The sequence below is a fragment of the Microbacterium arborescens genome (assembly GCF_030369635.1).
GTDB lineage: Bacteria > Actinomycetota > Actinomycetes > Actinomycetales > Microbacteriaceae > Microbacterium.
Genome location: NZ_CP128474.1, coordinates 1,583,742 through 1,596,134, shown reverse-complemented (window position 1 = coordinate 1,596,134; position 12,393 = coordinate 1,583,742). Strand labels below are relative to the sequence as shown.

Here is a 12,393-nt window from a genome sequence, read left to right as displayed (position 1 = left end):
GTCGGTGTGCTCAACGGCTGCGGAGATCCGGCGCCTTGTCAGGCAGCAGCTCACTGAGGGACGTCCCAAGCACCTGCGAAATCGCCAAGATTGTGCGTAACGTCGGGTTCGCCGGACTGCCCGGTCGCGACTCGCCCTTCTCATACTTCTGGTACGTGTAGCGGGTCAAACCGGCCCGGTAGGCGACATCCTCCTGACTCAATCCGGAGGCTTCGCGTGCGCGGCGCAGAGCCGTTGCGAGACGTTGTGCGTAGGCGCCCCAAGCCGCCTCGATGTCGTTGTCTCGCCGGCCCATCTCTCCAGCGTTGCGATGACAATCAGTCGGTATGGCCTAATCCGTATGGCATAATTCGGGAGGCCATACGAAACAATCACCGTCTCCATCGGATCACTCCGCTCTCGTCTGCACGTGTGCTGCCGGCCCCGATGACCTCCGGTCGTGTCACGGGGCTGGGCTCCGCATACGACCGCGATTGTGATGGTGAGCGTGACCCTCGAGCCGTATCCGATCTGGTGGCGAGGCATCGAGACCCCACCTCCCGCGGAGTGGCGCTATGTCTTCGAAGCCTTCACGGGAGACCAAAGTGCCGAGGAGTGGGGTTTGGCCGCCGCGATCTTCATCGCGCAGACACGCCGCCGCACGTCGACCGGCCCCACCTTCGCCGAGCTGTTCACACACCTGTTGCCAGACTCAGATGGCCTCCCAGGATCGTTCCCGCCCGGGATGACTTATTTTGAGCGGAAGCGAGCGGTGACTGGGTTTCGTGGCCACGCCGCGATCGAGTGGCGACGTCGCGGGATGATCAACTGGGACAAGGGCATCACCCGGAGTCTTCGCGTCGGGCGCACCTTCCGTGCGCGCTCCAGTCAGGTGCAGCGGATCCGCACTGGTCACGACTCTGCAAGGGTGCTCGACGCCAGTGGTGTCCCGACGTCGTCATGTCCATCGCGCGATATCGATCTGAGAGAGGAGCGCCGACCATGAGCGACAGCGATCCCTCCGAGAGTCACCCCCTCCTCTCGCGATTCGCCGCGGGGTGGCCAGCGGTTCTCGACGTCGAGGCCGGCTGGTTTCCACTCCTCGCAGCACTCGACGAGGAACTCTCATCGATCGCCCCGAACTACGTGATCCACCAGGTCAAGTCCAAATTCGGCTCGCTTAGGTTCTACGCACAGGCATCCGCCGACGGCTCGGTCTACCTGCCCGCGTTCGATGAAGCGATCCTCGCTGCGGAGTGGAAGAGCATCGAGACCTGCGAGCTGTGCGGCTCGCCCGCGAAGCAGTATGTCGTGGATCTCTGGGTCTCAACGCTGTGCGATGAGCATTCACCCAAGGAGTAGTGGGACTGCCGGCGCCCTGCCGAGGTGACCCGGACCCGCTACGACGTTCGCGCCGGCGTGCTGGAGGTCGGCGAGCAACATCGGCATCTTGAGCAAACCGGCTACGGGCTTACCAACCCAAGTGGTGCGCGACCGACGCCGTCCGCGCGGCCTACGCGTTGCGGCGACCCTCGCCGGAATGGGTGCTGGACATGGCCGCGCGGGATGAGTACGGCCGGCCTGCGAGCCGATTCGGCCGGCAACCATGAACAGCGACGAGCGGGACGCCAGGCGTCTCCCCGACGACATAACGGCATACCTGATCGAGTCGGGAGTCTTCACCCGCCGGGAGCTCGCGGATGCGCAGGCGCGGGTCGCCCGAGGAGAGCTGGCTGAACTCCAAGAGCGAACGCAACTCGAGGGGTTGGCGGCGTCGCTGAGCGCGGACGAGGTGGCTGTCCGACTTGGGCTCAAGGCCTACGAGGTCGAGCGCCGACGGGCAGTCGGATGCCTCGCTGGAATGGGCACGGGCGCATCCCTACACTCTCAGATACGGCCGGAGAAGGGATTCGGCCCGTGCGCATCATCCAGGTGGCCAGAACGGACTGGCTCGTCATCGACGAGGCCTACCGACCGCGGCATCTCATCCACTACGGCCCCGCCGTGAACCGAACGACTGGCGAGACGCATCTGCTCTACCGGGTCTCGAAATGGGCCTTGGAACGGCGCAATCGCGTAATCGTCGCATGGCTCGAGACATATCAGGAAGCCTCGGAGCACTGTCGCACCGACATTGAACGGCCCGCGTTCGACGCTCCTTTCCGCGACGGCTACAGCTCCGCGATCTCGGCCGAGGAACAGCGGCGACGGTGGGAGGGCGGGCAGGCTGCTCGAAGCTAGGAGCGCCGCGAGGCCCGCGTCGATACGATGACCTTGCGGCGCGGACCTGCGTCGAGGTGGCCCCATCGACGAACGGACGATCAGAGTGGATGATCTCGATGTCGGTGCGCAGCCGCACTGCCCCGACTGCCACGTCGTGATGCGTCCGGTCGACGGCGGCGATCGCTGCCCCGAGTGCGGCCGCCTTGAGCGCCACGACCCGGCTCGTCGTCCTGAGGACTTCGACGGCGCGAACCTGCCTGGCTGGTAGGACGTGGAGCGCTGGCCGGCGCCAAGCGCTCTGCCTTCGGCGAGACTGTGGCCAACTCGCCAGACCTCCTGTCGGGGGACGGCACGGTCTCCCCCTCTCCCGGGCGTCAGGAGGTCGCGCTCGCTAGACGAGCACCTCCACAGTCCGCCCAGACCCGAGGACCTTCCTCGTGATCTTGATGCGGCCCGCTTCTTCGAGGCGCCTGAATACTGTGTCAAGAGACGGGACGTTCCCGGGATAGTCGAACTTCGCGCCGGGCCCCGCAACAAGCCTGTCGTAGGGCGGTCCGAGGGTGGCGAGGATCTCGACGACATCGACTGGCGCAAGTTCCTTTGCGGACAATACCAACTGACGCATGACAGCACTGGCGGCCTTGGTGACGCGCGCAATCCGCCGAACCTCGTCCAGCGGCAGCTTGAGTGACTCCGCACGGGCGAACTCGCCGGCGGCCCGGAGGGCCCGCACGTCGTCGTCCGCGACGTACTGTGCAAGCCGGTCCACCACGATCTCCTTTAGACGCTTAGGAGACTTCCCGCCGAGGAACTCTGCGACGAATCCCCGCACGATCGCAGGCGACATGAAGCCCGAGACATTCTTCGACACTTCGAAGGCCTCGGACATGGCCGCCCACCCGCCAGGTGCGAAGTGGGCGAAGGTCGCGAGGTCGTCTTCGAACAGCCCCACTTCGAGACCCCGTGCCAAGAGCGGATCCTGACTGGGCGTCACGGACGCGAGATCGACGCCGCCGTCAGGACTCACTTGAGCTGCCAACGCCACGCGGTCTCGGGCACTCAGGTGCTTTGAGGCGTTCAACAGGCTGACCGCGAGTCCTGCGCGCGCTTCGTCATCCATCGCGTCGACTTCCGTCAGCTCGATGGGGCCCTCGCCGTTCCGCGATAGAAAGCCAGCAACCCGCTCGTCGATGCCGTGTGCATTCACGTACTCAATGGTGTTCACCAACGACGGTTCCACATGCCGCGACTCGACGAGCATCGGCCAGGTTGATTCGGGAAGCTCGTGGAGGTCAGCGATCGCCACCGTGTCGGCACTGCGTTCGATCACCGCCCGCAGCTGGTCGTCCGTCCAGGACTCGTGCTGCTCGTTGATGACGTCGATAAGCACCTGCTCGGACAGGACGAACCACTCGACCGTCTCGTGCGCACGCATGGCGTCGAGGTAGTCGTCGACGCGGGATCGGCAGTGTTCCCACACATGCTGGTTCTTCCTAACCTCGTCCAGAACAGGGGCCTGCTCGGTGCTGAGCGCTAGTTGCAAGTTTGGGACGGTGATTTCGTACATGTGCGCAGCCACGATTCGCTCGCGAAGTGGCTTGCTCAGGTGGCTCAGATCCGGCACAGCAAGTTCCACAGCCTGGAGGATCTCGAACACTCGCGCGATCTGAGCAGCGCTGTGCTCGGCCGTGATGGCCTTCATGCGTGGGTGATAGGCGGCCAAGAGCTCCCTTGCCACCTCGCCGAGATTGTACGATTCGACGGGCTGCACACCCAGGAGGGCTGCGTCGAACATCCGCAGCCTCGTGTCCTCATCCGGGATCGCGCGATGGCCGGCCAAGTACTCGAATAGAGAGTGCCATGGGTGCGAAGCGAGCAGCCCGACGAGTGCCTCGTGCTGTGCCTCGGGCGTGTTGAAGTAGGCGTCGAGGAAGGCCTGCACGTCCTCGCTCGACTCGTGGGATGCGATGTACGCCGCAACTTCCTTCGCCCGTTCGAGCTGATGCGTCAGGAGGTAGTCGACCACTTCGATGTTCAGCGAGCTCACGGTGCTCGTGAAGTCCGACGGCACCTGCTCGAGCAAGTTGCTAACGGCGTTCTCCGACGTGAAGTGGAAGTCGAGATACATCTCGTTCGGCTGAACGCTGTGGTTGTAGAAGTAGGCCACGTCGACCCCGACGAAGCTACCGTAAAAGATCGCCGAGTACTCGGCGTAGTTCCGCGTGATGAATCCCTTGCGAACGAGAACACGAGCAAGTTCTGACTTCAGCACATCCGTGATCCGCTCTGCGAACTTCGTGCGGCCTTCGGGGACGCCGTCGTACTCGGCTAGCTCGACGAAGTCGGCGCCACGCAGCATCGCGATGTCCTCGTCATAGCGCCGCCGGAGACGCTCGAGTTCCGCCGGGTCGGGGCCGAGCCAAGCTTCCCGGCTGTCAAGCTCTGGGAAGACAGCCTCAATCACTTTGGCGCCCGTGGTTACCGGCGAGAGATTCGTCTGGTGGAGCGTGAGCGACTTGGTCTCGGCCACGTTCGCCCAGAAATCGACGGTGTCAACAGCCTCCAACACACCGCTCCATGCCCCAGCCGAGACCGTGTACGCCCGCCTGCTGTACTGAGTCGGGAGCATGCCGCTCATGTCGCGGAGACGACGACCCAGAATCTTGGCTGTTTCTTCCCTCCGCTTGCGTAGCTCCTCAATCCTTGCGCGGTCCCGGCGCTTCTCCTGCAATCCATCGATCAGTGCCCGTACGTCGTCTCGATGATGCCGTTCGAGTACATCCAAGGTGCTCGTGCGCTCCGCGATGGCCTCGAAATCAGCCATGTGGAAATTCTTGTACGCGACGAGCGCAAAGAGATGGTCGGCAGTCATCCCTGGCGCCGGAGTCTCGGTCCAGAGGAGACGCTCGACGAAGACTGCGAACTCATTGCAGATGTTGATCATCAGGCGCATGTCAGTGGTGTGCCGCGCTACGAGGTCCAACAGCGGGCGGGACACGAAGTCTTTCGGGAAGCCAAGCTCGGCAAGTGCGTCAGAGAGGTGGTCGCGCGCGTTCCGGTGAGAGAGGAACGGCACGATCGGGATGACCAGTTCGAAGAACTTTGTGCGGTTGGCGCGTCGAACAGCCTCGGCAGCTACGTCCAGTCTCGGTGCGATCGCTGGCTTCGCTGCTGCAGCATCACTCGTCGTGGTCTCCTGACCGTCCGGGGTTGTGTCCTGCTCGCCACTTGCGGGGCCGACGCCCGATTTCTTGCCTTTCGGGTCCTCTTCCTTGCGATCGGGCTCCGAGCCCAACTGCTCGAAGAGGCTGTCCTTGATCGCGTAGATGAACCGGAGTGGATTCGGCCTGCCCTTCCAGTGCGCCGAGGCGTTGATCAACGTGTTGAGTTCGCGTAGGGAGTCGAAGATCTGGGGATCGTCGAACCGATCGAGGTCCTCAAAGATCACGAACTCGGGCTCGACCGCGTCGAAGAAGGCAACGATCTCATCGAGGAAGCTGTCGAAGTAGGTGGTCGGCCCGTCGCCGAGAGCGATCTTCGTGCCTCCTGTGGTCACCTCAGAGACGATCCTGTCGCCGACCAGCCATCGAATGCCCCACACTCCGCAAAGCACAAGACAGAAGAAGACCAACGCCAGCAGGCCCTGAGCTTCGGCTGTGAGGCCCTCGCCCGGCCAGCCGTTGGCAGGGCGCACCCCGAACAGCCAGAGCAGCGCGAGGCCGATGACGGTGACGCCGAACGCCTGGGCGAGGGCGCGCCACCGTGTGAGCGGTTTCGGGCGGGCGAACCTGGAGCGCCGAACCTGGCCGGGCCGAAGTCGGTAGACGAGCTGCTTGACTAGCTCCTTCTGGATGCGGTTCGTCAGGTCTTCATCGTTCTCGTCCGGTCCGAGTGTGTTGATGCTGATGCGGACGGTCTTGTCGCGGTGCTTCTGTTCGAACTCGTCGAGCACGCTCGACTTGCCGGCGCCGTAGCGGCCGGTAAGCGCGATGTTCCGGTTCTTCTTCGCGCGAACGGCGTCTTCGAGGTGCCGCACGTATGCGCTGTGGTGGTCGCTCTTGTACTCCGGCGCGAGAGACCTGAGCTTGATCTCCTTCTTGGGCAAGTTTTCGCCTGCTGTCGCGTTCTCGGCGGCGCCCGGGGCCTTGACCGACTCGGCTGGCCCTACCGCGCTCAGGCTCGCTTCGCTCGTGTCACTACTCACCTGCGGTGACCTCCGCTTGCTTCAGAATCAGCTCGGTCGCCGCTACCTCCTGGTCCGGCGGATACCCATGCTTGAGCAGGAGTCTCTTGATGCGCGTTCGCAGCTTCGCTCGCACTGTTTCCTTGAGGTTCCAGTCCGTCTTCGCGTCGTTGCGCACGATCTCGGTCAGCTCGTGCGCGATCTGCTTCATGACTGCCTCCTCCATCGCGAGCTTCGCGGCTTCGTTGGAGGACAGCGCATCGTAGAACGCCAACTCATCTTCGGACAGGCCGGTGCGCTCACCGCGCTCCTGCTGTGCCTTGATCTGCTTCGCGATCTCGACGATCTCGGCGACGACCTGCGCCGCATCGATGGCTCGGTTCTGGTATCGGTTCAGCGCTTCGGCAAGCATCTCAGAGAACTGACGCCCCGCAACGATGTTGCGCTTTGCGATGACCTTCACTTCCTGGCTGATCAGACGTCGAACCATCTCGAGTTGAAGGTTCTGGTTCTCGGCGCTCTCGAACTGCTTGGCGAACGCATCATCGATCAGCGAGATGTCGGGCTTACCGAGTCCGGCCTCCTCGTAGATGTCGATGACGCCGGATCCGGCCATGTGGTTGCTGACGATCTGGCGCACCGCTGTGTCGAGCGCCGCGTCGTCGTCGGCCGATGGCCGGTCAGATCCCTCGATCTTGGCGATCGACTGGCGCACAGCGTCGAAGAAGGCGACATCGTCGCGGATCGCCTCGGCCTCCTCCGAGGTCGGTACCAACGTATAGAGCTGCTTGAGGCGGCGCATGTGCGCCATGAAGCGTTGCTTGAGCGAGTGCCCCTCCTCGTCTGCGAACTCGCCGGCGTCGCCGTGCGAGCCGTCGACGAACTCGCGCTCAGACTCGAGCAAGTGGTCAACCGTTGCGGCGACCGCGTGCAGGAAGGCCTTTTCGCTACCGGAGCCCAGGATTGTCACCCAGTCGATGCCGTGGAGCATGTCGGACACGATGCTGTGCTCGGCGAGCATTTCCGGGATCGCCGCACGGCGAACGTCGTCGCCGATCGCTCGGCCGTCCTTGTCACGCTTCGTGTAGGTCTGCAGGGCGTCGCGCAAGTTCTCCGCGATGCCGATGTAGTCGACGACCAGGCCCGCTGGCTTGTCCTTGAACGTCCTATTCACGCGGGTGATGGCCTGCATCAGCGACGCGCCGCGCATCGGCTTGTCGACGTACATCGTGTGCATGGGCGGCGAGTCGAAGCCAGTGAGCCACATATCGCGGACGATCACGAGCTCGAGCGAGTCGTCAGCGTCACTTGCGCGGGCTTTCATCGCGTTGCGCATCTTCTTATTGCGGATGTGCGGTTGGAACTCGGCGGGGTCCGTCGCGTTGCCGGTGATGACTGTCTTTACGACGCCCTTGTCGTCGTCCTCGTGATGCCAGTCCGGACGGATTTTCACAATCGCGTCGTACAGGTCGACCGCGATGCGCCTCGACATCGTCACGATCATCGCTTTACCCGTGAGCACCTCGCGTCGCGCCTCCCAGTGCTCGACGATGTCGGCCGCGAGCTCAGCAATGCGCTTCTCGGAGCCCACGATCGCCTCGACCTTCGCCCACTTGGACTTCAGCTTCTCGCCGACGCCCTCGCTGGCCTCCTCGACGATGTCCTCGAACTCCGAATCGATCTCCTCACGAGCAGCCTCGGGCAGGTCGATCCTCGCCAGGCGAGGCTCGTAGTAGACCTTGACTGTCGCACCGTCCTGCTGGGCGTCGGTCATGTCGTACACGTCGATGGTCGTACCGAAGATCTCGATGGTGGAGCGGTCGCGCTCGTCGATTGGCGTCCCCGTGAAGCCGATGAACGACGCGTGTGGCAGCGCATCGCGCAGGTGCCGCGCAAAGCCATCGATGATGTCGTAGTTCGAGCGGTGCGCCTCGTCGACCATCACCACAATGTTGCGGCGATCCGAGAGCAGGGGAAACTTCCGGCCGGCGTCTCGGTCGGCCTTGGAGAGCCCGAACTTTTGGATGGTCGTGAAGACGATGCCGCCGGACTCACGTCCTGCCAGCAACTCCTTGAGGTGAGCGCGAGAGTCGGCCTGGACGGGCGCTTCAGGTAGAGGTGAGCCGACCTTCGAGGAAGCGAATGTCTCATCGAGCAACTGGTCGTCGAGGTCGTTGCGGTCGGTCAACACCACAATCGTCGGGTTCTGCATACCCGGATTCCGCATGACTTTGCCCGCGTAGTAAGCCATCTCGAGCGACTTACCCGAGCCCTGGGTGTGCCAGACAACGCCGATGCGGCCGTCACCGGCGACCGCGCGTAGCGTCTCGTCGACCGCCTTCTTGACCGCCCAGTACTGGTGGTACTTCGCGACTGCCTTGCGGGTGTGCTCTCCGTCACCGTAGGTCGCGATGTAGTTCCGGCAGAGGTCGAAGAAGACCTCCGGGCAGAACAGACCGCGGGTCAGGACCTCGATCTCGGGCAGCTTGTAGCCTGCCGGGTGCTTTGGGTCCTTCACGACGCCGTCGATGGTCTTCCACGGTGCCCAGTGGTTCCACGGGGCTGAGAACGAGCCGGCCTTGGCGAAGAGGCCGTCGGAGACGACCGTGATCTGGTTCCACTTGAACACGTCGGGGATCTGCGCCCGGTAGGTCTGAGTCTGGCGGTGCGCGCCCTTGACGCTGGCATACTCCTTGCCGGGCCGCTTGAGCTCGAACAAAGCCATCGGCAGCCCGTTGACGAACAAGATTACGTCTGGCCGGCGCTCGTGCTTCGGGCCCCTGATAGTGAACTGACCAACCGCGATGAGGTCGTTGGTATCGACGTCGTCCCAATCGACCAGCCAGGCGCGCGTCGTGCGCAGAGTGCCTTCGTCGTCACGGTACTCGACCGGCACGCCCTCGATGAGGTACTTGTACGCGCGCCAGTTCTCGGTCTCGACCAGAGGCGATTCTGCGCGCTTGATGGTGCTGACGACGTCGTGCACGGCAGCCGCGGGCAGCTCGGGATTGAGTCGCCGGACGGCCGAGGCGACGCGGCACTCGAGAATCGTGTCCCGGTAGTCAGTGCGCTCGGCGTGAGCTTCCCCGGGTGCGATATCAGGGCCATGGACGGTTGCCCAACCGAGTTCGGCGAGGTCGCTCAGTACAATCTGCTCCAGATCGTCTTCGGTCATCCCGGCCATTACGCCACCTCGAATCTCTCGTCGACACGGATCTTGCCGGACATCAGCAACGGAAGGATCTCGTCACGTGCGCGGGCGAGGTCTGAGATATGCGTTCGCGCCGAAAGACTTCCATCCCAAAGGGGACGGATCTTCGCATCGAGAGCCGACCAAGCCAACCGCGGCGGAACTGCCACGAGTCTGTCGAGGTCACTGCGCTTGATGTGTCCCATCGTGGTCGCCTTGTCAGCAGCGACCCCTAGAAAATCGTCCATAAGCTCTTCAATGGCGAACATAACCAGCCAGTCGGGAACGTCGGGTTCCGGGATCACCTTAAACACATGCTGATTCACCAGGCCGGGCTCCCAGTACCAACGTGACACAAAGAGACTGCCGGACCAGACGAAGAGGATGTCACCAACATTCGCGATCCGATCGGCGGTTGTGGCGACTTCGGTTCTAACCGTGGAGCCTGATGGACCTGTACGAAGTTCCGGCGTTCGAATTACGGGTAGCCCAGACCGCGACGCATCTTTCGTGAAATTGCGACCATTGACGAACTGTGCGAGCGACGAGAGCGCGACACCCATCGACTCGTTCCCTACTTCTGCTCGAAGAACTGCGCGCCAGAGCTCGTCCGCGTGTTCTGCGTCACGGACGTTCGTCTCGATCAGGTCGTCAAACGTGCCGAGGACCGAGGCGATGCGCTTCTGCTCGTCGAGCTGCGGGAGCTCAGCTATGAACGACTCAATACGCCCCGGACTGGTGTGCTTGACCGTCGATCCGCTCGCTCCGCCGACCACGTGTTGGCGGTACTCTCGGCCGCGCAGGAGGTACGAGACGAACTTCAGATCCGCCCGATCAACGTCGGTGATAACGACCTTGCCGATCCGCTGGTTGTGAAGGTACTCGCGTCCGTCGTCTGGAATGACAGCGGAATAGCCGAGCGTATCAGCGGCTCGACTCAGATCAGTCATCGTAACGACAACATCACCGGGTGCGAGCAGGTATTCCGGTGGGTAATCCCCAAGGAACGTCTTCGGCTTAGTCGCCTTGAACCCACCGCCGATCGAGAAGTTCCCGGGCGTCACCAGCGTGGGGAAGTCGAGATTGTCGGAGAATGCGTCACCGGCGAACGCGTACCCGTGCTTAATAGTGAGCACGTCGCCCAGTCGCGTTCGTGACCACTCACTCATCCGCCACCACCAGCGCGTCAAGCGCAGCACGCATGCGGTCTTCCAGACGACCGCGCATCGCAAAGCCGTCGCGGATGCTCGCGCTCAGGCGGGCGATCTTCTCGTCGAGCGGCTCGCCATCGTCCTCTGCGTCCTCAGCCCCGACGTAGCGGCCCGGCGTCAGAATGTAGTCATGCTCGGCGATCTCACTCGTCGGCACGGACCGGCAGAATCCTGCGACATCTTTGTAGGGTTCGCCATCGCTCGTCTCTGTGCCACGCCACGAGTGGTATGCGTCGGCGATCTTGTTGATATCTTCGTCAGCGAAGGCTCGCACTGTACGAGTCTCCATGTAGCCGAGGTTCTTGCGTGCGTCGATGAAGAGCGTCTCGCCCGTCCGCTTCCGTGTCTTGAGGCCGTTCGGAATGCCTGCCTTGTTCTTCGTCATGAACCACAGACAAACGGGTATCTGAGTGCCGAAGAAGAGCTGCGGCGGCAACGCAACGATGCACTCGACGAGATCCGCTTCGACGAGTCTCCTTCGAATGTCGCCCTCACCGTTCTGCTGACTCGAGAGCGACCCGTTTGCGAGTACGGTCGCCATCGTGCCGGTCGGCGACAGGTGATGCAACATGTGCTGGATCCAGCCGTAGTTGGCGTTGCCTGTCGGCGGCGTGCCGTACTTCCAGCGCGGATCGCTCGCCAAGCGCTCCCCACCCCAGTCGTTCTGGTTAAAGGGCGGGTTCGCGATCACGAAGTCGGCGCGCAAATCAGGATGCTTGTCAGCGTGGAAAGAGTCGCCCCACTCCGGGCCCAGGTTTGCCTCGATGCCGCGCAATGCGAGGTTCATCTTCGCCAGACGCCAAGTGGTCGGCACCGACTCCTGGCCGTAGACCGAGATGTCGGCGTGAGTGCCGCCGTGGGCGCGCACGAACTTGTCGGCCTGGACGAACATGCCGCCCGAGCCGCAAGCGGGGTCGTAGACCCGTCCGTGGTACGGCTGGAGCATCTCGACGAGCAGTTGCACCACAGAGCGGGGAGTGTAGTACTGGCCGCCGCGCTTGCCCTCGCCGCCAGCGAACTTACCAAGAAAATACTCGTACACGCGCCCAAGGACGTCGAGGTCTTTGTGCTCCGCGGCGGCGAGATCGTTGCGGGAGAATACGTCGATCAGTCCACCGAGCATCGCGGGAGTCAGCTCCTGGCGCGAGAAGTTCTTCGGCAACACGCCCTTGAGGCTTGGGTTCTCGCGTTCGATGGCCTCCATGGCCTTGTCGATGCGTCCGCCGACGTCCGCCTGCTTGGCTGCCTTCTTCAGGTCATCCCAACGGTGACCCTCCGGAATCCAGAAGACGCCTTCGGCGGTGTACTCGTCCCGGTCCTCGAGGACTGAGAGCTTCGCCGCCTCGTTGGGCATGAAGTAGTCCGAGGACTCGTCGTTGACGAGGCGCACGAGGTCGTCGTGACGGACCATGAAGGTGTCCGAGACGTACTTCAGGAAGATGAGACCGAGGACGACATGCTTGTACTCAGCCGCATCCATCGACGAGCGCAGCGCAGTGGCTGCCTCCCACAAGGTCTCCTCGAGTGACTGCGCCTGCTTCTTCTTCGGGGGCACTGCGCTCCTCAGGCTTCGACGAAGCCTCTGTCGGCGTCGTGCTCCGGCTGTC

8 protein-coding genes are annotated in these 12,393 nt (G+C 63.2%); 3 read left to right on the top strand and 5 right to left on the bottom strand.

What is annotated here, in order from left to right:
• Nucleotides 1-10: 10 nt before the first annotated feature.
• Nucleotides 11-295: a helix-turn-helix domain-containing protein gene (locus QUC20_RS07600; protein ID WP_289331404.1), complete on the bottom strand. Its 285-nt coding sequence runs from the start codon at nucleotides 293-295 to the stop codon at nucleotides 11-13.
• A gap of 192 nt (nucleotides 296-487) precedes the next feature.
• Here QUC20_RS07600 and QUC20_RS07595 point away from each other — a divergent pair, with 192 nt between their 5' ends.
• The 3 genes from QUC20_RS07595 to QUC20_RS07585 all read left to right on the top strand — a co-directional run bounded on the left by QUC20_RS07595 (nucleotide 488) and on the right by QUC20_RS07585 (nucleotide 2,220).
• Nucleotides 488-985: a hypothetical protein gene (locus tag QUC20_RS07595; protein ID WP_289331403.1), complete on the top strand. Its 498-nt coding sequence runs from the start codon at nucleotides 488-490 to the stop codon at nucleotides 983-985.
• Nucleotides 982-1,341 (top strand): hypothetical protein, encoded by a 360-nt coding sequence (locus tag QUC20_RS07590; RefSeq protein WP_289331402.1) that lies wholly within the window; start codon nucleotides 982-984, stop codon nucleotides 1,339-1,341. The genes QUC20_RS07595 and QUC20_RS07590 overlap by 4 nt, the downstream gene beginning before the upstream one ends.
• Before the next feature lie 555 nt (nucleotides 1,342-1,896).
• Nucleotides 1,897-2,220: a hypothetical protein gene (locus tag QUC20_RS07585; protein WP_289331401.1), complete on the top strand. Its 324-nt coding sequence runs from the start codon at nucleotides 1,897-1,899 to the stop codon at nucleotides 2,218-2,220.
• Between the two features lie 373 nt (nucleotides 2,221-2,593).
• Here the strand turns inward: QUC20_RS07585 and QUC20_RS07580 are convergent, their stop codons facing one another.
• From QUC20_RS07580 to QUC20_RS07565, 4 genes are read right to left on the bottom strand one after another with little or no spacing between them, the layout of a single operon-like run.
• Nucleotides 2,594-6,406 carry a YobI family P-loop NTPase gene (locus QUC20_RS07580; protein WP_289331400.1) on the bottom strand — a complete coding sequence of 1,271 codons (3,813 nt, stop codon included), beginning with the start codon at nucleotides 6,404-6,406 and terminating at the stop codon, nucleotides 2,594-2,596.
• Nucleotides 6,399-9,560, bottom strand: coding sequence for a type I restriction endonuclease subunit R (locus QUC20_RS07575; protein ID WP_289331399.1), 3,162 nt, complete (start codon nucleotides 9,558-9,560; stop codon nucleotides 6,399-6,401). Before QUC20_RS07575 ends, QUC20_RS07580 begins: the two co-directional genes overlap by 8 nt.
• A gap of 8 nt (nucleotides 9,561-9,568) precedes the next feature.
• Complete coding sequence (locus tag QUC20_RS07570) at nucleotides 9,569-10,774, bottom strand: restriction endonuclease subunit S (protein WP_289331398.1); 1,206 nt, start codon at nucleotides 10,772-10,774, stop codon at nucleotides 9,569-9,571.
• Complete coding sequence (locus tag QUC20_RS07565) at nucleotides 10,737-12,341, bottom strand: class I SAM-dependent DNA methyltransferase (RefSeq protein ID WP_289331397.1); 1,605 nt, start codon at nucleotides 12,339-12,341, stop codon at nucleotides 10,737-10,739. The genes QUC20_RS07570 and QUC20_RS07565 overlap by 38 nt, the downstream gene beginning before the upstream one ends.
• Nucleotides 12,342-12,393: the final 52 nt, after the last annotated feature.

Bases quoted from the DNA above. Each gene is read 5' to 3' on its own strand.
- QUC20_RS07600 (WP_289331404.1), bottom strand. From the start codon at position 295: ATGGGCCGGCGAGACAACGACATCGAGGCGGCTTGGGGCGCCTACGCA.
- QUC20_RS07575 (WP_289331399.1), bottom strand. From the start codon at position 9,560: ATGACCGAAGACGATCTGGAGCAGATTGTACTGAGCGACCTCGCCGAA.
- QUC20_RS07590 (WP_289331402.1), top strand. From the start codon at position 982: ATGAGCGACAGCGATCCCTCCGAGAGTCACCCCCTCCTCTCGCGATTC.